General features: G+C 46.7%; 22 protein-coding genes and 1 riboswitch. Of the genes, 8 read left to right on the top strand and 14 right to left on the bottom strand.

Going from position 1 to position 25726, the window contains the following annotated elements:
- Nucleotides 1-3: 3 nt before the first annotated feature.
- From ELS82_RS01995 to ELS82_RS02030, 8 genes are all read right to left on the bottom strand, one after another.
- A complete protein-coding gene (locus ELS82_RS01995) occupies nt 4-933 on the bottom strand; it encodes an ABC transporter permease subunit (protein WP_134833988.1) in 930 nt (309 codons plus the stop codon).
- 10 nt (nt 934-943) lie between these two features.
- Nucleotides 944-1864, bottom strand: coding sequence for an oligopeptide ABC transporter permease OppB (gene oppB, locus ELS82_RS02000; RefSeq protein ID WP_134833989.1), 921 nt, complete (start codon nt 1862-1864; stop codon nt 944-946).
- 69 nt (nt 1865-1933) lie between these two features.
- Nucleotides 1934-3544: a peptide ABC transporter substrate-binding protein gene (locus tag ELS82_RS02005; protein WP_134833990.1), complete on the bottom strand. Its 1611-nt coding sequence runs from the start codon at nt 3542-3544 to the stop codon at nt 1934-1936.
- 272 nt (nt 3545-3816) lie between these two features.
- A complete protein-coding gene (locus ELS82_RS02010; protein ID WP_134833991.1) occupies nt 3817-4581 on the bottom strand; it encodes a transcriptional regulator in 765 nt (254 codons plus the stop codon).
- Between the two features lie 13 nt (nt 4582-4594).
- Nucleotides 4595-5266, bottom strand: coding sequence for a GntR family transcriptional regulator (locus tag ELS82_RS02015; protein ID WP_053439608.1), 672 nt, complete (start codon nt 5264-5266; stop codon nt 4595-4597).
- 194 nt (nt 5267-5460) lie between these two features.
- Nucleotides 5461-6516 carry a GTP cyclohydrolase II gene (ribA, locus tag ELS82_RS02020; protein ID WP_134833992.1) on the bottom strand — a complete coding sequence of 352 codons (1056 nt, stop codon included), beginning with the start codon at nt 6514-6516 and terminating at the stop codon, nt 5461-5463.
- Nucleotides 6517-6699: 183 nt separating this feature from the next.
- Nucleotides 6700-8214 (bottom strand): aldehyde dehydrogenase (NADP(+)), encoded by a 1515-nt coding sequence (locus ELS82_RS02025; RefSeq protein ID WP_134833993.1) that lies wholly within the window; start codon nt 8212-8214, stop codon nt 6700-6702.
- Nucleotides 8215-8244: 30 nt separating this feature from the next.
- The gene (locus ELS82_RS02030; protein WP_134833994.1) at nt 8245-9246 is read right to left on the bottom strand and encodes a 4-hydroxyproline epimerase; all 1002 of its coding nucleotides are present in this window, start codon (nt 9244-9246) and stop codon (nt 8245-8247) included.
- A 111-nt stretch (nt 9247-9357) separates the two neighbouring features.
- Between ELS82_RS02030 and ELS82_RS02035 the strand changes: the two genes are divergently transcribed.
- The 7 genes from ELS82_RS02035 to ELS82_RS02065 all read left to right on the top strand — a co-directional run bounded on the left by ELS82_RS02035 (nt 9358) and on the right by ELS82_RS02065 (nt 17267).
- Nucleotides 9358-10623 (top strand): NAD(P)/FAD-dependent oxidoreductase, encoded by a 1266-nt coding sequence (locus tag ELS82_RS02035; RefSeq protein WP_134833995.1) that lies wholly within the window; start codon nt 9358-9360, stop codon nt 10621-10623.
- Nucleotides 10624-10792: 169 nt separating this feature from the next.
- Complete coding sequence (locus ELS82_RS02040; protein WP_134833996.1) at nt 10793-11872, top strand: polyamine ABC transporter substrate-binding protein; 1080 nt, start codon at nt 10793-10795, stop codon at nt 11870-11872.
- Nucleotides 11873-11926: 54 nt separating this feature from the next.
- Complete coding sequence (lhpI, locus tag ELS82_RS02045) at nt 11927-12898, top strand: bifunctional Delta(1)-pyrroline-2-carboxylate/Delta(1)-piperideine-2-carboxylate reductase (protein WP_134833997.1); 972 nt, start codon at nt 11927-11929, stop codon at nt 12896-12898.
- A gap of 72 nt (nt 12899-12970) precedes the next feature.
- Nucleotides 12971-13885 carry a dihydrodipicolinate synthase family protein gene (locus tag ELS82_RS02050; RefSeq protein WP_134833998.1) on the top strand — a complete coding sequence of 305 codons (915 nt, stop codon included), beginning with the start codon at nt 12971-12973 and terminating at the stop codon, nt 13883-13885.
- A 132-nt stretch (nt 13886-14017) separates the two neighbouring features.
- Nucleotides 14018-15139: an ABC transporter ATP-binding protein gene (locus ELS82_RS02055; protein WP_134833999.1), complete on the top strand. Its 1122-nt coding sequence runs from the start codon at nt 14018-14020 to the stop codon at nt 15137-15139.
- On the top strand, nt 15136-16416 hold the full coding sequence (locus tag ELS82_RS02060) for an ABC transporter permease (RefSeq protein ID WP_134834000.1): 1281 nt from the start codon (nt 15136-15138) through the stop codon (nt 16414-16416). The genes ELS82_RS02055 and ELS82_RS02060 overlap by 4 nt, the downstream gene beginning before the upstream one ends.
- 2 nt (nt 16417-16418) lie before the next feature.
- Complete coding sequence (locus tag ELS82_RS02065; protein ID WP_134834001.1) at nt 16419-17267, top strand: ABC transporter permease; 849 nt, start codon at nt 16419-16421, stop codon at nt 17265-17267.
- 136 nt (nt 17268-17403) lie between these two features.
- Here the strand turns inward: ELS82_RS02065 and ELS82_RS02070 are convergent, their stop codons facing one another.
- A complete protein-coding gene (locus tag ELS82_RS02070) occupies nt 17404-18291 on the bottom strand; it encodes a helix-turn-helix domain-containing protein (protein ID WP_134834002.1) in 888 nt (295 codons plus the stop codon).
- Nucleotides 18292-18461: 170 nt separating this feature from the next.
- Here ELS82_RS02070 and ELS82_RS02075 point away from each other — a divergent pair, with 170 nt between their 5' ends.
- A complete protein-coding gene (locus ELS82_RS02075) occupies nt 18462-19658 on the top strand; it encodes a sugar efflux transporter (RefSeq protein ID WP_134834003.1) in 1197 nt (398 codons plus the stop codon).
- A gap of 105 nt (nt 19659-19763) precedes the next feature.
- Here the strand turns inward: ELS82_RS02075 and ELS82_RS26865 are convergent, their stop codons facing one another.
- From ELS82_RS26865 to ELS82_RS02095, 5 genes are all read right to left on the bottom strand, one after another.
- A complete protein-coding gene (locus ELS82_RS26865) occupies nt 19764-20453 on the bottom strand; it encodes a sensor histidine kinase (RefSeq protein ID WP_244230740.1) in 690 nt (229 codons plus the stop codon).
- Between the two features lie 241 nt (nt 20454-20694).
- Entirely contained in the window at nt 20695-21972 is a 1278-nt protein-coding gene (locus ELS82_RS26870; RefSeq protein WP_244230741.1) for a PDC sensor domain-containing protein, read from the bottom strand.
- Nucleotides 21973-21988: 16 nt separating this feature from the next.
- Nucleotides 21989-24208 carry a putative bifunctional diguanylate cyclase/phosphodiesterase gene (locus tag ELS82_RS02085; protein ID WP_134834004.1) on the bottom strand — a complete coding sequence of 740 codons (2220 nt, stop codon included), beginning with the start codon at nt 24206-24208 and terminating at the stop codon, nt 21989-21991.
- Between the two features lie 140 nt (nt 24209-24348).
- Nucleotides 24349-25005 carry a 3,4-dihydroxy-2-butanone-4-phosphate synthase gene (ribB, locus tag ELS82_RS02090; protein ID WP_134834005.1) on the bottom strand — a complete coding sequence of 219 codons (657 nt, stop codon included), beginning with the start codon at nt 25003-25005 and terminating at the stop codon, nt 24349-24351.
- 112 nt (nt 25006-25117) lie between these two features.
- A riboswitch (FMN riboswitch) is annotated at nt 25118-25271 on the bottom strand.
- Nucleotides 25272-25431: 160 nt separating this feature from the next.
- Complete coding sequence (locus tag ELS82_RS02095) at nt 25432-25680, bottom strand: DUF3297 family protein (protein ID WP_134834006.1); 249 nt, start codon at nt 25678-25680, stop codon at nt 25432-25434.
- Nucleotides 25681-25726: the final 46 nt, after the last annotated feature.

Below are 25726 nucleotides of genomic sequence, written 5' to 3' on the forward strand. Positions count from 1 at the left end.
TCCTTAGCGATCTTTTGGATCAAGTGCGTCACGTAAGCCGTCACCAATAAAGTTGAAGCAAAACAGTGTGGCAACAAGAAAGATGGATGGGAATACTAACTGCCATAAAGCAACATCAATGGTTTTAGCTCCTTCAGCAATAAGAATGCCCCAACTGGTATCCGGTGGCTGAACGCCAAGACCTAAAAAGCTTAAGAAAGACTCAAACATGATGAAGCCAGGCACCATGAGTGACGAGTAAACCATCACAATACCCAGCACGTTCGGCAATACATGACGGCGAACGATGGTCAGGCGAGAGACCCCAATCGAATGGGCCGCTTCAATGAATTCACGTTTCTTGATACTGAAGGTTACGCCGCGTACTACTCGGGCGATGCCAAGCCAAGAGACCATGCCAATCACTACGAATATCAAATAGATGTTGTTGCCAAAGAGGGTGACAAACAAAATCACCAAGAACATAAAAGGGACAGAATCAAGCACTTCAATTATGCGCATCATAGTGCTATCAACCATGCCGCCAAGATAGCCAGATAATGCGCCCCAAGCGGTACCAATTACCACGGCAACTAGCGCGCCCATGAAACCAACCATGATAGACAGCCTGCCACCTTGCATGGTGCGGGCGAAGATATCTTGGCCAAGATCATCAGTGCCAAAGTAGTGACCGGAGCTGATTGATGGTTTGCCTAATTCATAAGGATCTACGACTACGTTCCAGTCAATCTCATCATGACCGAACGCGGCCAAATGAGGGCCAAAAACAATGCACAAAACAATAAAACCTAACACGTAGACAGAGGTCATTGCCGCGCGATTCTTGCGAAATCGTGCCCATGCATCTTGCCACAGGCTTCGACCTTCAACTGCTTCAATGTTGGAGCTCATTTGGTCTGCCAGCTCCTTGGCATCAATTTGTTTGGTTAACATTCGCTACCTCCTAAACACGAATGCGCGGGTCGATGACGGTGTAAAGAATGTCGACCACCAAGTTGAAGAAGATCGTCAGTGCCGCGACGATTAAGGTAATGCCCATGACCAAACCGTAGTCACGGTTGAGCGCGCCAGAGACAAAGTGTTGTCCCATTCCTCCTGTGCTAAAGAAAATGTCGATAATGACAGAGCCAGTCACGACAGCGACAAAGCTTGGCCCCAACATGGCAATGATAGGGATAAGGGATGGGCGCAGCGCGTGATGAAAGAGGATGTAGCTGGTGGAAAGGCCTTTGGCTTTAGCTGTACGAATATAAGGTTGATTGAGTGTCTCAATCATTGCGCCACGCATGACACGGGCGATACTCGCCACTGAACCGATCGCAAGGCTGAGTACGGGTAGAACTAGAAATGCCAATTCTCCGCCTTCCCAGCCACCCGCAGGAAGCCAGCCTAAATGGATAGAGAAGATGGTCACTAGCACTGGTGCCAAGACAAACGCAGGGATCACCACACCAGTCATTGAAAGTGACATCAGTAAGTAGTCGAGCTTGCCATTGCGATTAAGCGCAGCAATGGTGCCCAAAACCATACCGAGCGGGACGGAAAAACAAAATGAAATCACGCCAAGTACCGCCGAAACAGGCCATGACTGAGCGACTAGTTCGGTAACACTAAAGTCTTGATAGACAAAACTTGGCCCTAAATCACCTTGAATGAAGTTACCAATGTAGATAAAAAACTGAATGATAAAAGGTTCGTTAAGATGGAACTTAGCTTCAATATTGGCACGTACCACTTCAGGCATCGGGCGTTCCATATCGAAGGGACCACCGGGTGCGATGTGCATCAGCCAAAATGAGACTAGCGCGATAAACAACAGCGTAGGCACTGCAATCAGCAAGCGGCGAAGAATATACAGCAACATGACCTATCCTTTCCTTAGAAAAAAGCCCGCAACCTACGAGGACATCGAGGTGCGGGCAAACCGTCCCAATTAACGGGCCATTACGTAAACATTTTTGCGGTAGTACGAAGACTCAGGGTTGGTGCGCTCATAACCACCTACGTGCGCTTTAATCAGGTATTGGTCGTTACCATTGCGATACATAGGGATGATCGCCATATCTTCGATAAGCAACTTCTCTGCGGCAATGTACTCTGCTGATGGGTCACTGAGGCTTTTTGATTCTGCCATTAAGCGATCGTACTCAGGGTTATCGTATTTAGAGTCGTTGTATTCGCCTGTTGAAACGAAGATGTCTAACCAAGTTGATGCTTCATTATAATCAGCTGTCCAACCGCCACGGCTGATGTTGCCTGGATCTTTTAATGCGTAAAACACCTTAGGCTCAAGCTGCTTGATTTCGATCTGAGCACCTAGCACGCTTTTCCACATGCCAGCCATCGCCGTTGCCATTTTTACGTCTTTTGAAAACGTAGGAACCGTAAACGTCAGCTTAAGCGGATTTGAAGCGCCGTAACCCGCCTCTTTGATTAACGCTTGTGCTTGTTGGTTACGTTTCGCTTGATCCCAAGTCGCGAACTCTGGCGTATGAGTCTTAAAGCCATCGGTTTGTGGCGGTACTAGAGTGAACATTGGAATGCCGCCATTTTTGGCAATCGCTTTAGTGATGATATTACGGTCTATTGAGTAAGACAGTGCCTGACGTACACGAAGATCTTGTGTTGGCCCTTTGTCCGTATTTAGGTAGTAGAACGTTGAGCCAAGTGAGGCGCTGGTGTCAGCCACTTGTGCTGGAAACTTCTTAAGTAACTTGTTTTTTTGTGCAGAAGGAATAGAAAGCGCTTGGTCGATTTCACCAGCGAGATAGCGGTTAAGTGCCACATTTGCGTCACCAATCGGTAGCCAAGTAATTTTCTCTAAGACAACGTTATCAGCATCCCAATACTTGTCGTTTTTCACCATTACCATTTTCTCGTTCACTTTCCAGTTGGATACAGTGAAGGCACCATTGGTCACGATGTTTTCTGGTTGAGTCCAAGCGCTGCCATGTTTTTCGATGGTCGCTTGATGAACAGGCGCTAGCACAGGGTGGCTAAGCAGTTTGATGAAGAAAGGGACTGGTTTTTCAAGCGTCACTTCAAAGGTGTGGTCATCAATAGCGCGCACGCCTAATGAATCGGCGGAAGCCTCACCTTTCATGATTTTGTTAGAGTTTTTGATGCCAGGAATAGCGGCAAACCAAGCATAAGGGGAAGCGGTTTCTGGATCGATTAAGCGTTTCCAACTGTAGACGAAATCCTGCGCGGTTAGAGGGTCGCCATTCGACCATTGTGACTCGCGTAGTTTGAAGGTGTAGACAGTGTTGTTGTCATTCGCCTGCCAGCTTTCAGCAATACCAGGAATGGTTTTACCTTGTTTATCTTGAATCGTCAGTCCTTCAAATAGGTCACGGCCTAAGTTGAAGGCTGGCTCTGCAGCTTGTTTCGCTGGGTCAATTGAAGTGACCTCTGCACCGTTGTTGAGCACGATTTCTTGTTTGTCTGCCAGTTGTGTTCCAACTGGGTAAGGTTTTGCGATGGTATTGCCTGTCATAAATGCCGCAGCAATAGCACTTAATGCGATCAGTTTTTTTGCTTTCATAGCTTCCTCGTTATTTCCTTATAGGAGTGACCCTATGGTGAAATGGGAGGGGAGGCTAACGCCATGAACGGGGTGGGGTTAACCGACATTTCACCGCTAGGGATGAAATGAATGTATATTGTATAAAATGCTCAAACAAACACTATTTAACATGTTTGTAACAAGGTGGCAAAAGCAGAGACTGGCGGTCTTAGTTTTTGAGACTGGATAAAATTTAGCCGAGTGAATGTACTGAAACCGCTATGTGATCACAGCGGCTGTTAAACCATCGATTACGAGTTGCGAAAACGTGCGGAGACTTGCTTGAGCAGCTCACCATTGATTTCTGGTAAGCCATCAGAAAAGAAGATTTGTTGGCCCGGGATGTTACGAAATAGCACATTGGTTAATTCGCCGATGTTGTTTGCACAGTTAGCGGCGTGCATCTCGCCAATCTTTTGATCCACTTCTTGTTCAAGTTTCAATCTTTGCTCTGGCGTTAATCGAACGCGTGCGTGGCAGACCTGAGAAAGGGTTGGATCGGCCATGGATACTTGCTCAAATCGACGCTTAAACAGGGTATCGAGCGCAGTGCCTTCTTCCATAATGAAGCGACGCCCTGAGCGGTAGAAGACTTTATCGCCAAGGTTTTCGATGTAACCGAGCACCTCGGCAATGCTGAGGTAAAAGCGCAAACTTGTGTCTGATAGCTGATACTTTTCTGCCACTTCTTCGGGCGCGAGGTTACATGAGGTGACTAAGTAGATAAAGTCGAGCAAATAAGGATGCTCGACAAACAGGGCATTTTGCTCACCAGATAAGAATTGCTCATTATCTCTTTGAATTTGAATGGCAATTTCTGACAGTTCTTTTAAGTCCGTATTGAGATGATTGGTGTAGATGAGGATCTTATCTAGCCCAAGCGAGGGGTTATGTAGGTGGCGCTTGATGGTCGACAGCGGGATGCCAGTCTTCTCCGACAGGGCGCTGTAGCATAACCCTTCTTCTTTGATCTTAAGGCGAATCGCGGCTAATAAAAACTCAGGACCAATATGCATACGGACTACTCCATTAGGATGGATCGTTCTGGCGTTCTAACAACAAATCACGAATGGCGGCACCCGCTTCAAGAATATGTTTTTTAAGCATATATTTAGCACCGTCGATATCGCGGTTTTGACACATCTCAAGCAGCGCTTGGTGCTCTTTGTCTGCTTTGACTGTTCCTTCGGTGAACAACAACTGCATACGGATGTAACGATCACACTTGGTGTTGAGATTGTAGATAACGTCCATGGTTTCTGGCATCTCAGCAGGAGCATAGAGCGCTTTATGCAGCTCATAGTTGTAGTTACTCCACTCTTCAACTTCATCACCGCGGCTCACCACATCATCAAAGCGTTCACGAATTGCGTTGGCTTTGGCGAGGTCTTCATCGGTCATCTTTTGAATCGCGCGCTCCAAAATGTGGCACTCAACCACAGCTCTTAGCTCGAACAGTTCATCGATTTTGTCCGGAGATAGCTCGGTAACGGTCGCGCCTTTATGAGCTTCAAAGCTTACTAGTCCTTGCGCTTCTAACTGCATTAAGGCTTCGCGAACGGGGATACGGCTAACGTTAAACTCCTTAGCCAGTGCGTCTTGGCGCAAAGGCTGACCAGTTTTTAACTCCCCTTTGAGAATTTTAGTGCGAATCGCTTCTTCGACTAATTGGGTTCGAGTTTTAAAAACAGGTTGTGACATCCAAGTCTCCATTAGTACTTCTTCAATATTGTATTCAATATACTATTTTGTCGGAGAATGTGAATGACCAACGTGCTAGTGGCTTAGTTTTTGGGGGATAGGTCAATAGTTGGCAACAGTGAGAGTGAGCTTGTGTCAGGTTTTATGAAACGAAGAGAGCCTTTAGCAGAAGGCTCTCATCTTGATGGTGTGCTTTACTGCTTGATGAACTGGCGATCAAAAAGATGGCCTAGCTTGGCGGCTTTGGTTTCAAGGTAGAATTGGTTATTGGTATTGATGCCTTCTTGCAGTGGCACTCGGTCCTTGATAACAATATTCGCCTGCTCTAGCGCTTTCACCTTGCGCGGGTTATTCGTCATCAAGCGTACAGTGTCTATGCCGAGATAGCTTAGGATGCCTCGACAGAATCGGTAGTCTCGCATATCAGCGGCAAATCCTAATTGCTCATTGGCCTCGACGGTATCGGCGCCTTTATCTTGTAAGTGATAAGCTCGGATCTTGTTGAGTAGCCCAATACCGCGACCTTCCTGACGCAAGTAGAGTAAAACGCCAGCGCCTTCATCGGTGATATTTTGCAGAGCTCGATCAAGTTGGAATCCACAATCACAGCGAGTACTAAACAGTGCATCACCCGTTAAGCATTCGGAATGGAGGCGAATCAATGGCGCATCAACAGAGGAAATATCACCATAGACTAAAGCGAGATGTTCTTTACCTGTCTCTCGTTCAATAAAACCATGCATCTCAAAGGTGCCCCATTTGGTGGGTAACTTGGCTTTATCGACAAATTGGATCAAATTATACGGCTCTGTTGATTGTATCTGTTCACGTACGGCCATCAAAATTTTGCCTAGGTGATTGTCGCCTTGTCCATCTTCACCATCGCCCCAAAATGCATCTTTATGAGAATGTTCAGTCAAGGTGGCATTGCCAGTTTCGATTAATTTGAATGCCAATAATGGGTTTTGTTTGAACTTTTCAGCGACGATAAAGCGCATGATATCCAACCGTATCTCCATCCAATCGCGCCTTGCTTCACTCTCGTACTGGCGGCTTAACGCAAAAGCTGAGTCCGGCGTTCCACAGTGTTGAATTTTGGCGTAAATGTTTGGGTCAACGAACTTTTGTGCTTGGTAGTAATGCTCGCTTGTCGGCCAAATCTGACCATCGATGTTAATTGGAGATTGGTAAAAGTTGGATAGAAATCCGTAGGCGTCTTCGGGTTCGTAAAACTGAATATTGCTGTCCATAGCGCTCTCCTGACATTGCTGCAATTCATTATAAGAACTTTGTTGCTTATTAAGGATTAGCTGCTGCTGAGTATAATGTCAATTAAGGGGTGCTAATGATTTTTGACTGAGTGTCGTTCGGCGTTAATACAGGATGGAATGTACCAACCTCTTAAGTTTAGAGATCGGTACATTTGCTATGTTTTAGACCCCGTCTACGGTTCGGCGTACATTGAGCGGATTCTGCGATTTAAGCGCATTAGGCAATAAGGATTCTGGCACAGATTGATAGGCGACAGGTCTTAACCAGCGTTTAATTGCCTCTGCACCAACAGAGGTACTGGCTGGCATGGTGGAGGCTGGGTATGGGCCACCGTGAACCATGGCATAGCTCACCTCAACACCTGTTGGCCAGCCATTAAAGACGATACGACCTGCGACCTCTTCAAGTTCACCAAGCAGTCGAGAAGCAATAGGGTAGTCCGGTTCTTCGGCATGAATGGTCGCAGTTAAGCTTCCTGCCAAGTTTGTGCTTAGTTGCAACATATCTTGGTCATCTTCACATACTACGATGATCGACTGTGGGCCAAAGATCTCTTCTTGCCATTGCGGGTTATTACGCCACTCGTCGCTGGTGGTTTCAAACAGCATCGATGGCACGCCATTATCTGGTTGAGACTGAGTTCGAGTTAAGCCGTTTTGGTTGGCTCTTTCTTCACTCTGGACCAAGTAGTTACGCTTAATCCCACAGGTCAACATGGTTTGTCCCGGTTGTTGCTTAATGCCTTGACGAACCGTCGCTATAAACGCATCACTTGCTTCGCTTTTCGCGACAAATACGACCGCTGGCTTAGTGCAAAACTGCCCGCAGCCCATATTCATCGAAAGGATGTACTCTTCTGCCAGAGATTGCGCGTTTTCCGCCATGCGATGGGAAAGAATAAATACCGGGTTTGAAGCGCCTAACTCACCATAAAATGGAATAGGTTCTGAGCGACTTTGGGCTAGGTCGAACAGGGCTCGGCCGCCATGAATTGAACCTGTGAACCCAACCGCTTTGATGGCTGGATGGCTGACAACCGCTTGGCCGAGTTCGTGGCTCGTGCCTTGCAGCAGGGTAAATATTGCTTGGGGCAATTGCTGCTCTTCTAATGCTTTGGCAATGCATTTTGCGACGATTTCACTGGTGCCAGGGTGAGCTGGGTGGCCTTTGACGACGACAGGGCAACCCGCCGCGAGAGCCGAAGCGGTATCACCGCCAGCAGTAGAAAAGGCGAGAGGGAAGTTAGAAGCGCCAAATACCGCGACCGGGCCTAATCCAATGTTTTGACGGCGAAGGTCTGGCTTAGCAAGTGGCTCTCGATTGGGATTCGCGGTATCGAAAATCGCTTCTTGCCATAACCCGCCTTCAACAACGCCAGCAAACAATCTCAGCTGGGCTGTTGTACGGCTTAGCTCTCCATTAAGCCTTGCGAGAGGTAAGGCCGACTCTAGGTTAGCGCGCTCAACGATCGAGTCACGCTGCTCTTCTAGGCAATCTGCGATGGCTTGTAATAGGTCACTTTTGACTTTTGGTGATGTTTGGCGAAATAACTTCGCGACTTCATGAGCGGCAGTCGCAGCAAGATTGACATCGGCTTGATTGTGTTCAGCAAATTGGCCAGGCAGCGTTTGCTCTGTCGCTGGGTTTTGTGCATAAAAGGTGTGGCGAGTACTCATAACGTTTCCTAAATATGGGGGTAATTGGGTTTATTTCAGTTCGAATCCGTAGGCATACGGGTCTTGGTCATCGACCCAAATGGTGTTGTGGCCAGTAACTTGCGCCCAACCTTCGATACTTGGCAGGATTGCCGCGCGTCCATTGACTTCAGTAATGCCTTCAATGCGTCCAGTGAACAAACTGCCGATGATGCTTTCATGGATAAAGTCTTCACCTTGTTTGAGTTTGCCTTTGGCATACCACTGGGCCATGCGCGCGCTGGTGCCTGTACCACAAGGTGAGCGATCAAGGGCTTTCTCACCGTAAAACACGGCATTTTTGGCGCTCGATTCCGGCAGAGTCGGTGTCCCAGTCCAAAGCACGTGAGAGACGCCACAAACAGTCGGATCATTAGGGTGGATACATTCAACGGCTTGAGAGACCGCTTCGCGCACTTTAGGGCTGAGCATGAGGATTTCGTCAGATGTGTAGTGTTCTAGCCCTTGGTAATTTTCTTGTGGATCGACGATAACGTAGTAGTTACCGCCATAAGAAACATCAACGGTGATCTCGCCTAATCCTTCAACTTCAACCGTGACATCTTGGTGGGCAAGATAAGCCGGGACATTAAAGATCTTTACTGAGGTGACCTTTTCCCCATCGCGCTGATAATGCACTTCAATCTGTCCTGCTGGTACATCGAGGATCAATCGACCTTCTTTTTTCGGCGTAATCAATTTGTGCTCTAACGCAGAGGTAACGGTACCGATCGTGCCGTGACCGCACATAGGTAAACAGCCACTGGTTTCAATAAACAGAATTGAAGCGTCCGCATTGTCACTGCAAGGTGGTAGCACCACGGATCCTGACATCATGGCATGGCCGCGAGGCTCAAACATGAGCGATTGACGGATCCAATCATAGTGTTCGAGGAAAAACTGGCGCTTGTCGCTCATCGTCTTTCCTTCTAGCGGAGGCACGCCGCCTGCAACTAATCGAACTGGATTACCGCAGGTATGTGCGTCAATACAGAAGAAGGTTCCTTGTCTCATTTCTCGCTCCTTGAATAAGAAATTAGTTGAAGTAGTGAAATGGGATGTTATCGTGATGTTAAGTATATTTTATACAATTTTGTTTTTGAAACGTGATAAGGAGCAAAATAAATGGTGAACAATAAATCATCAATCTCACAAAATATCGCCGTGGTTGGCGGTGGTGTTATTGGATTGTGTATTGCACTAAAGCTGCAGTTAGCGGGTGAAAACGTCACCATTTTCGATAAGCGCGGTGCGGGAGAAGGGTGCTCTAAAGGTAACGCAGGCCACTTTGCAACGGAGCAAGTTTTTCCACTAGCAACGCCTGCTCTTTTACCTCAAATACCTAAAATGTTGCTGTCGCCAACCAGTCCGGTATCGGTTCGATTTCAAGATATCCACTGTACACTTCCTTGGATGGTTCGGTTCTTATTAAAAGCGAGAAAAAACACTTCAGAGCATGCCACTCAAGCACTGACTACGTTAAACAGTGTTGCTATGGAAAGTTGGTTTGATTTGCTTGGCGAAGTTGGTTTATCAGAGCTTATTACCATGCAAGGCTCATTGTTGACCTTTGAAAGTGAGTCACTGTTTGATAGCTATCGCTCAACGTTAAACAGGCTACGTGAGCAAGGCGTAACTTGCCAAGTTTGGGAGCAAGATAGGCTACGTGAAGAGCTTCCTTCGTTATCTGATACTGTTAAGAAAGGGGTGTTCTTTCCTGACACGGGACATACATCAAACCCTTATAGAATGTGTATTGAGATGGCTGAAGTATTTAATTCGATGCGAGGTCGGTGGATTAAAGAACAAGTCGATGATGTGTTTTTTGATGGCGACATGGGCGTCGTCGTGACGCCGTCGCTCAGCCATGAGTTCGATAAAGTCGTGATAGCGACAGGTGCAGAATCGGCTCCACTGATAAAGAAAATAACGGGGGTTAAGATCCCTCTTCAGGCCGAGCGCGGTTACCATTTAATGGTAGCAAATTTGAAAGATTGTTTACCATTTCCCGTTAGCTCAGCGGATAGAAAATTCATTATGACCCCGATGGAAGAGGGGCTAAGGTTGGCAGGAACCGTCGAGTATGCGGACATAGATTCTCCACCAAATATGCAGCGTGCCAAGATGCTCAAAGGGCTTGCAACAGGGCTATTGAAACCAGAATGTGAACTCGATTCAGCCGGTGAGAGATGGATGGGAAATCGTCCCTCTTTACCTGACTCTCTACCGGTTATCGATAAAGTTCTAGGTGGAAAAGTACTACTGGCGTTCGGTCACCAACATCTCGGTTTAACACAAGCCGCAATCACTGCATCGCTGATTTCACAGCTTCATAATGAGACCAATCCATCGGTTAATCTTTCGCCGTTTGCGCTAGATCGCTTTTGCTAAAAAATTTTAAAATTAAATATTGTATAAAATATACGGGCGCATTATGTTAATTAAAAGTTAATGAGAAATTGATTGGATAAAGAATTTGATTTGATGCCTAACAGCGGTATCTGGGCGTCCAATAATTTCGGGAACACTCCCGATGTGACAACAACAAGGAGCAAAAATCATGTCAAGAAAGACGATGACACCACTCGCACTGATGATTTCAGGCATGCTGTTAGGAACGATCAATATCGCCAACGCGAACGAAAAATTAACGGTCGTATCATGGGGAGGCGCATTTACTAAAAGCCAAGTAGAGGCGTACCACAAACCTTACATTGAGAAGACAGGTGTTGAGCTGGTGTCTGAAGACTTTAGTGGTGGCCTTGCCGAAATTAAAGCTCAAGTAGAAGCGAATAATGTTACGTGGGATTTGGTGTCGCTTGATAAGCCAGATATTGTCCGCGGCTGTGCAGAAGGACTATTGGAAACGGTTGACCCTAGCATTTTACCGGCAGGAGATGATGGCACCCCTGCGAAAGAAGATTTCATCCCTGGCGCGATCCATGAATGTGCAGTCAATACCATCGTGGTATCCACGGTGCTGACCGTTAACGAAGAAGCATTTAAAGGTAAAGCACTCCCATCCAAGCTCACGGATCTATTCGATCTTGAACAATACCCTGGACGCCGAGCACTACAGAAAATGCCACAAGGAAATCTAGAATGGGCATTGATCGCTGATGGCGTTAAACCAGAAGCGGTTTATGAAACCCTTGAAAGCCCAGAAGGTAGAGCTCGTGCGTTTGCTAAGTTAGACAGCATCAAGCCACAAGTTGTGTGGTGGACAACGGGGGCTCAGCCGCCACAAATGCTGGCTGACAAAGAAGTTGTGATGGCGTCTGCATTTAATGGTCGTATCCACAGTGCCACTCAAGAAGAGGGGCAGCCGTTCAAAATCATTTGGGATCACCAACTGGGCTACATGAATGGCTGGGCAATTCCAAAAGGCAGCCCGAACTTAGAGCAAGCGCTAGACTTCATTAAGTTCTCTTCAGGAACCAAACCACTGGCTGACCAAGCGAAATACGTGGCTTATGGCCCTACGCGTAAATCGTCTTCAGCGCAAATTAGCCCTGAGATTTTAGCCAGCTTGCCGACCGCTCCGAACAACTTTCAGACTGCATTTTTGATTGATGATGAGTGGTGGTCAGATTACGCCGATGAACTGAATGAAGAGTTCAACACATGGCTTCTTAACTAACCCTTAGTTCTAAAGTGGAGGCGAGATTGGTCGCCTCCTTAAAAGGAATATTCAATGATCAATCTAGATGCGCAGCAAATTGTCAAAAGCCTATCGATGAAAGGTTTGATTGAATCAATGCGCCAAACTTATCAGGAACAGTCAACCATTCCTCAGCGCAGAGTGATGCCGTTAGAAGAGGGCAGCTACGATGCGTTTGCATTGCTACCTGCTTGGAGTGAATCACTGATTACTGTTAAGGCGTTTACTTACTTTCCGCAGAATTATCAGGAAGGAAAAGACAGTCTTGCATCAAAAATCTTAGCGTTTGATCGCGCTAATGGTGAGCCACTTGCGTTATTGGATGGCAAAGTGCTGACGTTTTGGCGCACTGCTGCGGCATCTGCGTTGGCGGCGGACTATTTAGCGCGTAAGGATGCGAGTCGCTTACTTATTTGTGGTACAGGCAATCTTGCCCCTTATATGGCTTATGCCTATGCCGCGATTCGCCCAATTCAAAAGGTGTTGATCTGGGGGCGCGATAAGCAAAAAGCCCGCAAGACAATCGATACCATTTTATCGAGCAATGAATATCAATCACTCCCTCTAGAAAATCAGTTTGATGTTGAGGTGGTGGATGATGTGACCAGTGCATTAGCAAACATCGACATCATTACGTGCGTCACGGGTTCAAATAAGGCGCTATTTGATGGTACTCAGTTGGTACCTGGAACACACGTTGACTTGATTGGAAATCACGACAAAGACAAGCGCGAATGCGATACGTCGACCGTTGTACGCTCTAGCGTGTTCGTTGATAGCAAAATTAACGTATTAGCAGAGGCGGGTGATTTACTTATCCCGATCGAACAAGGCGTGTTTGCTGAGCAACAGATTCAAGCCGAATTGCCAGAGTTATGTTCTCAAACCCACTCTGGACGACATTCACCACAGGAAATCACGTTATATAAATCAGTCGGCAGTGCACTCGCCGATCTCGCTGCAGTTAAGTTTGTTCTAACCCAAAAAGAGATTCTTAAATTTTGAGGGAAATCCTCATTTATCGCGGTTTCGGCCGTAATTTTAAATTGCATACAATATACAAATGGAAGGTAAAAGATGAACGTAGATTGGAAAGGTGTCTACCCAGCAGTCAGCACACAGTTTCGCAAGGACCAGAGCATTGACTTAGATGCCACTCAAACGGTGATTGATAACCAGATTAACGATGGTGTTAACGGCATTATTTGTTTGGGCACGGTAGGTGAAAACTGCGCGCTCTACCCAGAAGAGAAGCGTCAAGTGCTAGCGGCGGCGCAAGAAGTGGTAGCAGGCCGAGTTCCTCTTATTGCAGGGACGGCAGAATCTATCACGACGGCTGCTGTTGATTACATGCAAGACGCGCATAAGATTGGTATTGACGGTTGTATGGTGATGCCTGCAATGGTCTACCGCACCTCAGACAGTGAAACCGTTGATTACTACCGCACGTTGGCAGAAGCGACGCCAGAGGTGCCAATCATGATTTACAACAACCCTGTTTCTTATGGCGTTGATGTTTCTCTCGACATGATGGCTCAGTTGGCTGAGTGCGAAAGCATTGTCGCGGTTAAAGAGTCAACAACTGACACCCGCCGCATTACAGAGCTATACAACCGTTTTGATGATCGCTTCACCGTATTTAGTGGCGTTGACGATATTGCCCTCGAATCATTGATGCTCGGAGCAACAGGTTGGATCTCGGGTCTAACCAATGCGTTCCCTGCTGAATCAGTAGCGATCTATAAGTTAGCAAGTCAAGGCCGTTACGCTGAAGCATTAGAGATCTACCGTTGGTTCTTACCACTACTGCGTTTAGATACGATTCCGACATTGGTGCAGTGCATCAAGCTTGCGGAGCAGGTGTGTGGGCGAGGTAGCGAGCAGGTTCGTGCACCACGTCAAAACCTTAAAGGTGAAGAGCGTGCACAAGTGATTGCTTTAGTTGAGCAGGCGATTGCGACTCGCCCTGACTTATCGAAATACAAGCTGTAACTCACAAAGAGTTGCTTAGTGAAGGGTAAGGTTCGCCTTGCCCTTAATCCATCTATGTAAACGGCTTATTAGGTCGTTAAGCCTTTTACCTATTTGGGTTGCCAGACATATTGCTATTAAAAAGGATGCGCAATGGCACTGCAGAAGGAATACGTGAGCTTTCAACACGTACAGAAAACCTATGATGGTGAAAACCTAGTGGTTAAGGACTTCAATTTGGTGATTGAACCGGGGGAGTTTGTCACTATGCTTGGTCCATCAGGCTCAGGTAAGACAACCTGTTTGATGATGTTAGCCGGGTTTGAAACCGCGACTAAGGGCGAAATATATATAAATGGCACCCCGGTGAATAACCTTGCCCCACATAAGCGTGATATTGGCATGGTGTTTCAAAACTACGCGCTCTTTCCGCATATGACGATTGCTGAGAATCTCGCGTTTCCATTGAAGGTGCGTAAGTTATCGGCAGATGATGTTGAGCGCAAAGTGACGTCAGTACTAGAGATGGTTGAGCTTTCTCATGTTGCTAACCGCTACCCTAAGCAGTTGTCTGGAGGTCAGCAGCAGCGCGTCGCATTAGCCCGTGCTTTGGTGTTTGAACCTAAGTTGGTGTTAATGGATGAGCCATTAGGGGCACTGGACAAACAGCTCCGTGAACAGATGCAGTTAGAGATCAAGCGGCTGCATGAAAAGCTTGGCATTACAGTGTTGTACGTAACCCATGATCAAGATGAAGCTCTAACCATGTCTGATCGTATCGCGGTGTTTAATAATGGAGCCGTGCAACAACTCGCTTCTCCAACGGATCTTTATGAGTCACCAAGCAATGCGTTCGTTGCGCAGTTCATTGGCGAGAATAACCAGATTAAAGGCGTCGTCTCTCAGCTTGATTCACATCGCTGCACAGTGAGTGTTAACGATCTGGCTATTATTGCCAAACCGGTAAAAGTGGCCGGCGTTGGCGAGCCTACCTTGTTATCTGTACGTCCGGAGAAGATCGTTGTTGAGCCTGAAGCGGGTAGTTGTGATAACGAACTCACCGGATTGCTAAGAGAGCTAATTTATCATGGTGATCACCACCGTTTAGTCGTCGAGATTGCTGGTGTGGGTGACATTGTGGTTAAGGTGCCTAACGACAGTCATGGTGAACGTAGCTTCGTAGCAGGTCGCCAGTATACCATCGGCTGGCTGAGCCAAGACTGCCATGCGCTTGATTGTCAGAAAGTGCAAGCTGAGCATGAGGTAGCCGCATGAGTCGTGAACTAACAGGGCTAAATTCGGTTTTGTCATTGCAGCGCAAGCTAGTGCGAACGGACAATAGCCTCAAAGCTCAACTCAAACGTGCCGAGCGAAAAAAACAGATTCGATCCATTTTGCTTATTCTTCCTTTGGTCTGTTTTATCTGTGTCACGTTTGCCTTTCCTATTGCAGAAATGCTCTATCGAAGTGTCGACAACAATGCGCTGCCGAAAGCATTCCCTCAATCATCGAGTGCGATAAAAGAGTGGGATTACCAAGGCTTACCAAGCTTATCGATTCAGCAAACCTTTATGGGGGAGCTTAAACAACGTTATCAAGATAAGACGCTGCCTAAGCTCGCGAACCGAATGAATATCGAAGTTTCTGGTATGCGCAGCTTACTCATGAAAACAGGGCGAAAGCTCGCTAAGCTAGAATCACTGCCGCAAAGCCTTGAAGAGATTAAAAAGCTCGATAAACGCTGGGCTAAGCCGCAATATTGGGCCGCGCTGAAAAACCTCAGCTCCCCCTACACTTTGAGCTATTACCTAGCTGCGCTTGATTTACGTTACGACGCCAATGGCGAAATAAGTGCACAGCCAGAAACAAGACAGGTATATGTGGACTTGTTTACTAAAACCTTAGGTATGTCGCTGGTGATCACAGTGATCTGCTTGGTGATGGCTTATCCAGTGGCGTATCTATTAGCAAACCTTCCAGATAAGCAGGCCAACTTGTTACTGATTGTGGTGCTACTGCCGTTCTGGACCTCGCTCTTGGTACGTACCACATCTTGGATTGTACTGTTACAAAATCAGGGCGTGGTGAATGACTTGTTGCTTTGGCTTGGGATCACCAGTGAACGCTTAGCCATGATGCACAACACCTTTGGCACGATAGTGGCTATGGTTCATATCTTACTGCCGTTTATGATCTTGCCGCTTTATAGTGTGATGAAAGGGATTAGTCCGAGTTACTTCCGCGCAGCTCGATCATTAGGTGCAACGCCTTCAGTGGCGTTTGTGGAAGTCTATATGCCACTGACTATGCCCGGTGTAGGAGCAGGGGCCTTACTGACATTTATTTTATCGATTGGTTTCTATATCACTCCCGCGTTGGTGGGTGGGCGTAGCGGGCAGATGATCTCCAATATGATCGCCTATCACATGCAAACCTCTTTGAACTGGGGCATGGCAGCGGCGCTTGGCGGGTTATTGCTCGCGGTGGTGACAGTGCTGTTTTATCTGTTTAACCGCATTGTCGGTATCAATAACATCAAGGTAGGAGGTTAACCATGGCACTGCCAGCTTATTGTAATATGCGCGAGCGAGTGGGTTACGCGAGCTACCTAGTTTTTTGCACTTTGGTGTTTCTGTTTCTTATTGCGCCAATCCTGATCATTGTGCCGCTTTCGTTTAATGCCACGCCGTACTTTACCTTTACAGAAGGGATGTTAAGCCTTGACCCTGAAGCCTATTCGGTGCGTTGGTATGTCGATATGTTTACCAACAGCCAATGGTTGATGGCACTTAAAAACAGTACCTTAATCGCCGTGAGTGCAACGATTGTCGCGACGATACTCGGAACCTTGGCAGCGATGGGATTAGCGGCCAATAACGTCCCGTTTCGTAATGCGATTATGGCGTTTCTTATCTCACCAATGATTGTTCCGGTGATCATCTCTGCTGCAGCGATGTACTTTTTCTACACTCGTTTAGATTTATCACAAACCTTCACAGGCATAGTGCTCGCACATGCTGCATTAGGAACTCCTTTTGTAGTGATCACTGTGACTGCAACTCTAAGCGGATTCGATCATAGCTTGGTGAGAGCCGCTTATAGTCTTGGTGCAAATCCTGTCTATGCCTTCAGACATGTGACCTTTCCATTGATTCGCCCGGGGATGATCTCCGGCGGTCTATTCGCTTTCGGTACCTCGTTTGATGAGGTGGTAGTAGCGCTGTTTATCACTGGTGTTGAGCAAAGAACCGTACCTAGACAGATGTGGTCGGGTATTCGCGAGCAAATTAGCCCAACCATTCTCGCCGTGGCGACATTGCTGATCTGTATGTCGGTCATGTTGTTGCTCACGCTGGAAATCTTGCGCCGACGTAATGTGAAGATTCGCGGAATCAAGGAATAGAGTTGTCGATTTTTGGAGTAGTGCAAGTCAACTGTTTAGGTTCTGTCCAAATGTCCTAGTAGGCAATAATCCCCGACTTGCAATTCCCATAACGCCTCAATAATTGAGGCGTTTTTTCTTTACGACAGTTTTTAACTTACTGAAATCGATTACGAAACTGGGTAGGGGTCATCTCTTTTACGGTTTTGAACTGCCTGTTGAAATTAGACAGATTCTGAAAGCCAGTTTTCTCGGCAATGAGAGCGATAGGTTGCGAGGTGCTAGCGAGCAATTCGCAGGCTTTACCAATGCGAAATTGTTTCAAGTGATCGGAAAAGCTCACGCCGTAGTGCTTTTCAAATAAACGATAGGCGGAGCTTTCACTCATATGTAAATGACGGCCAAGATCAGAAATTCGAATCGTCTCGGCGTAGTTGTTTTCGATATAACGCGTTGCCAGTTGGACCTTCTGCTGCGCTTCTCGATTGCCCGATACTTGGCTGATACGGTATGGAGAGGCTGATAAACGTAAAGACTCCTCATCATTGGCGATCAACAGCAGTACTTCAATGACACGAATGGCTTGAAATTGTCGCTCGACTTGCTCAATACCATTGAGTCGTTCAGCGACCTGCTGCGATATAGCAGAGCTAAATTTGATGCCATAGGCTGAGTTTTCAAGTAAACGTTTAATATTGCGAGCCTCAGGAATGGTGGCTTGCAGTTTCTCTATCCAATGATGTTTCAGCCATACAATCACTGAGTGGTGCGGCTTTTCTTCTGATCCGTTGATTTGACCGGTGATCATATGCGGCAGCCCCGGTCCATAAAGCAGCAGAGTATTATGGTGGACTGAACCTACTGCGTCTCCGGCAAAGTAATTGCCACTAAACACACATTCAGGATCCTGGTAAAGAACCAGTTCATACTCAGTGTGATAGTGCCAAGAACAAGCAAACTCTTCCTTTTTTACTCGGCAATGATATTCACGAACAATCCAATCATTGCTCGGCGTATCCATCACATTTTCTATGAACGGTTTCATTGAGGCTCTCCCTTAACTTCGCCGTCAAGATTAGTGCAATTGTTGCTTTTCTGTCAAAGGTGAAAGATAAGTTGATGGATTAGTATCAGAGGTGGCTCGAATACTATCAATCTAACCGCATATCTTTGCGTAGACTGTAGCCTCACACACTTACTCAAAGGAGCCCTACTATGTTTAAAGATAAAACAGCGATGTTGTTTATTATTACTGCTTTTGTCACTGGATTATGTGGGGCCTTTTTTTACCCTTTGTCGAGTCTTTTTATTGTTGAAGAGCTCGGTGCATCGCCAATGATGTTAAGCCTGTATATGGTGATGGCGGTGGTGAGTGCGGTTGTGGTATCTCAGTTGTTAGCAAGACAATCTGACCGCAACTGGAAACGAAAAACGATTCTCCTTGTGGCGATGACTTGCTACTTAATTACCATCTCTAGTTTTATCGTGGTAAGAGACTATTGGTTAGCCATCACCATTGCGACGGTTTTCGGCAGTGTCAGTGGTGCCTCTTTCGGTCAACTATTTGCATTAGGTCGTGAGTATGGTGATCGCCATATGAAAGACAGTACGACCTTTCTATCAACCATGCGTGCGGGAATAGCGATTGCTTGGGTATTTGGTCCACCAATGGCATTTATGCTCAAAGCGGCTTTTGGTTACAACGCTTCATTTTCTGTCTCTGCTGTGATTGTCAGTCTATCTATTTTGGTGATTGCTAAGTACCTGCCAAATGGCGTGGTCAAAGAGGATTCAACAGCAGAAGAAACGGTGACCACAAGCCAAACATCGAATGGATTGATTGCGCTGTATTGTTTGGTTGTTGTCTTTGCTTTTGCGGCGAACAATTTATACATCACCAGTATGCCGCTCTATCTATCGCAAGAGTTGAAAGTTGACCCAAGTTGGTTGGGCTTTCTGTTCGGCGCCGGGGCTCTGTTTGAGATTCCAGTGATGCTTGGTGCGGGTAAACTGGCAGCGCGCTTTGGCACGATTAAGTTGCTAATGCTGGGCCTTGTCAGTGGCGTTGCCTTCTATTCTGTCATGCTCAGCCATACTACGTTTGTCGCTATGTTGATGGCTCAAGTGCTCAATGGCTTTTTCATTGGTGTCTGCGCCACTCTTGGCATGGTCGTATTGCAAGATATGATGAAAGACCGCTTAGGTACGGCTTCAACGCTTTTCTCCAACATGCTTAATGTCAGTATGTTAGTGGCGAGCCTTTCTGTTGGTGTGGTTGGTGAGCTATTTAACTACTACAGCACATTGTATGTCTCTCTTGCGGGCTCATTAACCGCCATCGTATTGCTGGCGATATTTGCCTTGTCGGAATCTAAGCACCCTCAACAGCGAAACCAACCAATGAGCGCTTAAACCGAGTTCCTTACTACAGTTATCTTTGGCTAAAGGGTTAACCAGCGCTGGCTGATAGCCCTTTAGTCAAAGAGACTGAATACTTGCTACATTCCGCTACCAAATCTATGAATTATCGGTTTCATTTTCTACTTCGTGAGGAGCCTCTAATGGGAGCGTTAACGTGAAACAAGTGCCAACGTTTAGTTCACTCGTGACATTGATAGCTCCGCCTAGTAAGCCCGTCACCAAGTTATAAACGATATTCAGACCTAACCCAGAGCCGCCTTGGCCCAAACGGGTAGTAAAGAACGGGTCGAAGATCTTTTGTAGGTGTTCTTGTTCTATACCTTGACCGTTATCTGTGATGGTTAGTACCGCTTGAGCATCGATCAATTGACCGCGAATCGTAACGGTTTTGTCAGTTTGCTCCGAGAACGCATGAACGATCGCATTCGAGAGCAAGTTCATCAGGACTTGGGTGAGGGGGCCAGGATAGCTGTCCATTTGAATGTTGGCTTCACACTCTTCGTTTAAAGAAATTTGATTCTTGCTTAGGTTTGGAGACATGGTGACTGTTATCTCGTGTAAGATCTCGTCGAGAACGAACGGGCGACGTTGATAACTTGATTGATCAACGGCAACTTGTTTAAAGCTAGAAATCAATTCAGCGGCACGGCGCAGGTTACGTTCAATACTGTCTACAGAATCGGAGCTTTGCTCAATATAACTGTCGAGCACTGAACGTCTCAGTCCTTCTTGTATCGATTCGACAAAATGTTGATTGGTGTCTTTGAGGCTACTTGCGACCACCATAGCGTTACCAATCGGGGTATTGAGTTCGTGAGCGACCCCTGCGACGAGTGAGCCCAGTCCGGCGAGTTTCTCGGCCTGTACCAGTTCCTCTTGTGTCGCTTCCAGAACTTCGAGTGTATGTCTAAGTTCGATTGTTCGTTCATCGACTCTCTGTTCGAGTTCGCGAGTTTGTTGCTCAATGGTTTTTAAGTGTTCGCGACGATCGTATTCAGTTTTCGCCGCTCGTTTAAACCAATATGACCTATTTGGAAGGAATGGTTGGAATGATGAGGTTGGAATTACTTGGCAGCTCTTCGACGAATTGAGCCAACCTTAATGCGGGCTTGCTGAAGTTCCAATGCTGATAGAGCACGACCAGCAATAGTAGTAAGGTGAATGCCGTTGCCATGATCAGGTTGGGTAATAGAGTTTGGAAGGTATGCGAGCGAATATCACTGTTGGAGATTTCTAATACCAACCGCCAGGGTGTATTGGGCAGCTGGTAAGATGCCCAATATCCGAGCGGGGTTGTGTTGAGAAGCGCATGTTCTGCCTGATGCGCTTCACCAACCATGACAAATGACAATACCTCTTGTTGAGTGACTGCTTCAGTCTTACCTTTCAGGCTACCACCACTATCACCAATCACCCGACCTTGCTCATCAACAATGGCAAGTCTTGCCAATTCAAGTGGTTTGTCGGTAATGATTTTATCCAGCACTTTTAGAGTAATATCGGTGCCAACTGCGCCAACAAACTTGTCGTCCATATAGGTTGGGGCAAGTAGCGATATCATCATACCTTTGCCACCGGCGTCCATATAAGGTGTCGTCCAGACTTTCTCTTTGCTAGGGTTGGCGCTCGGATTTATGAGTTCAAGAGGAAAGGTGCCGCCTGCTTCGAAGATAACATCCAGAGCTGCGTCCATATTATCGGTTCCGGTGGCGGCTAGAATGTCTTCTGCCCCAAGCCATGGGTAGATATAGGTAAGTATTTGTTCCGCATCATAGTAGTAGCTCCATTGAAAACCGTCGTGTTGTTGGTGTGTAGAGACGACCTCGGAGGCTATTAAAAGCAGAGTCCGCGCATCGAAAGAGTAGTCTCTAACGTTGGAGCGAAGGTAGAGTTGACCAACAGTATTGCGTAACTGTTCGGGTAAGTTGTTCCAAGGTGCATTGATTGGAGCGTTAGGCGATAGTTGGTTGAGATACTCAAATGATTGTTTGCTCGGGATAATCTCTGGGTAAAGGTAAGCCGTTTCAATCGCGTTACGCATAGTGTCGATATGATTTAACGATACAGAAATGGTCTTATTCAATGACAACATACTTTCAAGCGCTTCATGGCTCTGCTCTGCAACGACTTGAGAACGAATTTGATTACTAAGATACAGTGTGTTGCCCAAAGTCAGTAGAACGATTAACGCCAAAGCACCATAGAGCATTAAACGGTGGCGAAATATAAGGGCTTTTGAGCTGATATGTTCTTGGGAGTGTTCACTATTTTGATTGCTTTCTTGGGTCGGTCTCGGATCTTTCATGAAAGTCCCCTTCCGTTTAGTCGTTTTGCATAGGCTTGGCTAAGAATGCGATGAGCTCATCAAGCTCCATTGCTTTTGCAAATAACCAGCCTTGTCCTTCTTCGCATTTAAAGGCTTTTAATTGTTCGTACTGAGCTTGGGTTTCGATCCCTTCTGCTGTGATCTCCATTCCTAGTGTCTGGCCCAAGTTGACGATCATTTTGGCGATACTGTCATCTTGTTCCATAGCGTCAACGAAAGTGCGATCAATTTTTAGTCGTGTCGCAGGTAAGGTATGAAGAATGCTGAGTGAAGAAAACCCAGTGCCGAAATCATCAATGGCCACTTTGCAGCCCAGCGCTCTAACACGGTTTAAGGCTTGCTGGATGTCATCGAGATTATTGGCGGCGATGGTCTCGGTGACCTCGACCTCAACTTGCTCAGGAGGGATGTTATTTTCTTGCATCGCGTTTTTCAGATTGGCGCAGAAGTCAGGCTCGTCTAATTGAGTCGGGGAGACATTAATCGCGATCGTGATACCAGGATAACCATTATGGAGAAGCTGGTGGAATTGCTGACAAGCCTGCTTGAGTACGAATTTACCAATGCTAATCATCATGCCGGATTGTTCGGCCAGCGGTATAAATTGATCAGGAGGGACTAAGTCTCCTTTCTTGTTACGCCAGCGAAGCAGTGCTTCAACCCCTGTTAGCCTTAATGATTCGAGGTGATATTTAGGTTGGTACATCAGGAAAAGGGCATTATTGTCCAAGGCTTCTTTGAGCTCGGTTAGCAACAGCATACGATCTCTCGCACATTGCCCCATGTCTTTAGAAAAGTGAATCACTGAGCCACGGTGGTGGAGTTTGGCTTGTTTTAAAGCGACTTGAGCATCTTTATAGCGCTCTGAAAGACATGAATTATCCTCGGTACTTAACTCGACCTCACCGACGCTCGCCATGATTTTGAACGGTTGGTCGTCGATGAAAAAACTCTCATCAAAGACATTGAGAATGCTATGCGTATCCATTTCATCGGCACTGCCAATCAAAGCGAATACGTCGCTGCCTCCGCGTGCAATAAAGCAGTTTGGAAAAGCCAAAGTGAGTCGGCGAGCAACGGCTTTGAGTAGTAAGTCTCCCACTTTATGGCCAAAGCTGTCATTGAATGCTGAGAAATCATCAATATCGACTAAAACCAGTAGTGAAGAACGGTTCAGCGTAGGGTTGGATAGTTGGTAGCGAAGCAAGCTATTGAGGTTTGGGATGCGAAGTAATGAATCGGTGAACGCTTGCTCTTCCAATTTGTTATATAGCAATACGTTATCAAACCCAACAGAGAGGTTGGCACAGAAAACCTCAAGTAAGTGGCGGTCAATATCTTCAAGGGGCCGATGAATGTCAACGTAAGCGGCTAACCCTCGGCCTTGTTCGGTGGAGAAATAGAGAGTCAGCCCTGTTTCAAGCAGGCTAGTCCGACTGTCTAGACAGCGCATGATCGACTCTCTGATCTTATGTGAATCAAGGGTGTCGAGTGGCGAGTGAACAAATTTACTATAGCGCCCGGCAGCGGCGATAATTTTCGCACGATCTTCTTCATTACCAGAAGGTTCTTGAACGCAGATTAGACCGTCAGGTTCGATTTGGATAATGGCGCTGATCTGTTTAACCGCTCCTTCAGCAAACATTTTTAGACCGTGCAAGTGAGCGAGTTCAGTACTGGCCTGGACGACTTTTTCGAGTCCTTGACGCATGATCTGTTGATTACGTATTTGCTTGTAGGCTCGAATCGCACTGGTCAGTATGGTAAAGAGACGAATACGAGTCAGCTCTGGTTTGGTTCGGTAATCATTGATGTCGTAGCGCCGAATGGTTTCCATTTCAGGGGCATAACCCGGTTGACCTGTGCGCAAGACGATTCGAATCGCTTTAAGTTCTAGCTCTTCACGGATGATTTCGACCAGATCTAAGCCTGCATGCTCTGTTTCCATAACGACATCCAGTAGTACCACGCCAATATCCTGTTCACTTGTCAGGCATTGCTGAGCTTCTTGGGCTGAATAAGCATGGAGCAGTTCAAGGGGCCGATCCTCAACAATCAAGCCTTTGAGCGCAAGCTTTGTCGCTTCATGGACACCAACATCGTCATCGACAACAAGAATACGCCAAGTATGAGAGGGTAGCGCAGGTAAATCCGTCTGGTCATCATCTTCAATGATGAGCATTAAGTCGTCAGGTGATTCGGCCTTGTTCTCCATGAGCCCTCAAATATTGGCGTAGGTCTAAGCTAAAAGTTTAGTCCGATATTGTTGGGTATGCGAAGTGAGAAGAGTAACGGGGATAATGAAAAGAATAACAATGACTAGGCGAGATGGGCTCGCCTAGTTTAAGCGCGGTTTTAAGCCAGTTTTAGATCAAAATGCTGGCGATATATCACCATATCTTCGATGGTCAATACTGGCATATTGTGCAGCTTACCAAAGGTAACGATCTCTGGCGCTTTTGCCATGCTGCCATCAGGGTTTGTCACTTCACACAGCACGCCTGCTGGCTGTAGACCTGCCATCTGCATTAAGTCAATAGTGCCTTCAGTGTGACCACGACGAGTTAAAACGCCGCCTTTACGCGCACGTAGTGGGAATACGTGACCAGGACGTGCTAGGTCTGACGCTTGCGCTGTTGGGTTCGCGGCTGTTTTAATGGTGGTAACACGGTCTTGTGCCGATACGCCTGTAGTGACACCAACTTTGGCTTCAATAGAGACCGTAAATGCGGTTTGATTGGCACTGTTGTTGTCTTGGACCATAGGCGTGAGCTCAAGACGGTCTGCTTGCTCTTCTGGCAAACAGAGACAAACGATGCCGCTACATTCACGGATCATTAGGGCCATTTGAGCGGTAGTTAAAGACTCGACCGAGTAAATGATATCGCCTTCGTTTTCACGGTCTTCATCATCAAGAAGAAGAACACCACGGCCTTCTTTTAAGGCTACGAGTGCGGTTTCAACGCGTGTAATTGGGTCGCCAAATTTGGCAAGAAGTGATGACTGATTCATGGTTAACTCCTAAATATCACCAGAATCAGGGCATGCATGAGCACCGGAGCCTCAATAAATGAACTCCAGCTAAAACGAAATGCACCACGGCATACAGAGTATGGTGATGTCTTTTCATTCTCTCTCATCCGGACTATAACCGTCGGCTCTGGGTTTTCACCAGATCTGCTGACCTCGACGAATCGAGCGCTCGCGGGCTCACCTTAAACTGAACATAGCTAAGGAATACCGCCGGTGGGGAATTTCGCCCCGCCCTGAGAATAAATTAAACGTTTGCAATTAAGCGAATGGAATTCTATCGCTTCTGAGAGGAAAATCAACAAAGGTGCTCAATATCATGAGTTTGAACAAAAACTGAGGGGCTAAATGGCAAAAAAGACAGCACTAGGCTGTCTTTTAAACGATTAATCATTATCACTAAGAGGATTATTTGTAGAACGCTTCTACTTCGCCTTTTAGTTTGATCAGCATTGGGTTACCCCAGCGATCTTTTGCTTTTGGTGAAGGGATTTTTACCCAACCTTCACTCACGCAGTACTCTTCAACATCTGTACGCTCTGTACCGTTTAGGCGGATACCGATGTGGTGCTCAAAACACTCTTTTACAAAGTGTGGGCTACGTGGGTTACCTGAAAGGTGATCTGGCAACTCTGGCTTAGCGTTGTTATCGCTCATGATTATGACCTGCAATATATTTAAGGTGACGCATTGTAGACAATAC

The sequence above is a fragment of the Vibrio ouci genome, from assembly GCF_004551525.1.
Classification (GTDB): Bacteria; Pseudomonadota; Gammaproteobacteria; order Enterobacterales; family Vibrionaceae; genus Vibrio; species Vibrio ouci.

Coding starts and splice junctions, on each gene's coding strand:
- ELS82_RS02065 (WP_134834001.1), top strand. CDS start 16,419: ATGGCACTGCCAGCTTATTGTAATATGCGCGAGCGAGTGGGTTACGCG.
- ELS82_RS02085 (WP_134834004.1), bottom strand. CDS start 24,208: ATGGAGAACAAGGCCGAATCACCTGACGACTTAATGCTCATCATTGAA.
- ribA (WP_134833992.1), bottom strand. CDS start 6,516: ATGGACAGCAATATTCAGTTTTACGAACCCGAAGACGCCTACGGATTT.
- ELS82_RS02055 (WP_134833999.1), top strand. CDS start 14,018: ATGGCACTGCAGAAGGAATACGTGAGCTTTCAACACGTACAGAAAACC.
- ELS82_RS02030 (WP_134833994.1), bottom strand. CDS start 9,246: ATGAGACAAGGAACCTTCTTCTGTATTGACGCACATACCTGCGGTAAT.
- ELS82_RS02035 (WP_134833995.1), top strand. CDS start 9,358: ATGGTGAACAATAAATCATCAATCTCACAAAATATCGCCGTGGTTGGC.
- ELS82_RS02050 (WP_134833998.1), top strand. CDS start 12,971: ATGAACGTAGATTGGAAAGGTGTCTACCCAGCAGTCAGCACACAGTTT.
- ELS82_RS02005 (WP_134833990.1), bottom strand. CDS start 3,544: ATGAAAGCAAAAAAACTGATCGCATTAAGTGCTATTGCTGCGGCATTT.
- lhpI (WP_134833997.1), top strand. CDS start 11,927: ATGATCAATCTAGATGCGCAGCAAATTGTCAAAAGCCTATCGATGAAA.
- ELS82_RS02060 (WP_134834000.1), top strand. CDS start 15,136: ATGAGTCGTGAACTAACAGGGCTAAATTCGGTTTTGTCATTGCAGCGC.
- ribB (WP_134834005.1), bottom strand. CDS start 25,005: ATGAATCAGTCATCACTTCTTGCCAAATTTGGCGACCCAATTACACGC.
- ELS82_RS02015 (WP_053439608.1), bottom strand. CDS start 5,266: ATGTCACAACCTGTTTTTAAAACTCGAACCCAATTAGTCGAAGAAGCG.
- ELS82_RS02010 (WP_134833991.1), bottom strand. CDS start 4,581: ATGCATATTGGTCCTGAGTTTTTATTAGCCGCGATTCGCCTTAAGATC.
- ELS82_RS02075 (WP_134834003.1), top strand. CDS start 18,462: ATGTTTAAAGATAAAACAGCGATGTTGTTTATTATTACTGCTTTTGTC.
- ELS82_RS02025 (WP_134833993.1), bottom strand. CDS start 8,214: ATGAGTACTCGCCACACCTTTTATGCACAAAACCCAGCGACAGAGCAA.
- ELS82_RS01995 (WP_134833988.1), bottom strand. CDS start 933: ATGTTAACCAAACAAATTGATGCCAAGGAGCTGGCAGACCAAATGAGC.
- ELS82_RS26870 (WP_244230741.1), bottom strand. CDS start 21,972: ATGAAAGATCCGAGACCGACCCAAGAAAGCAATCAAAATAGTGAACAC.
- ELS82_RS02070 (WP_134834002.1), bottom strand. CDS start 18,291: ATGAAACCGTTCATAGAAAATGTGATGGATACGCCGAGCAATGATTGG.
- ELS82_RS02095 (WP_134834006.1), bottom strand. CDS start 25,680: ATGAGCGATAACAACGCTAAGCCAGAGTTGCCAGATCACCTTTCAGGT.
- oppB (WP_134833989.1), bottom strand. CDS start 1,864: ATGTTGCTGTATATTCTTCGCCGCTTGCTGATTGCAGTGCCTACGCTG.
- ELS82_RS26865 (WP_244230740.1), bottom strand. CDS start 20,453: ATGGTGGTCGCAAGTAGCCTCAAAGACACCAATCAACATTTTGTCGAA.
- ELS82_RS02040 (WP_134833996.1), top strand. CDS start 10,793: ATGTCAAGAAAGACGATGACACCACTCGCACTGATGATTTCAGGCATG.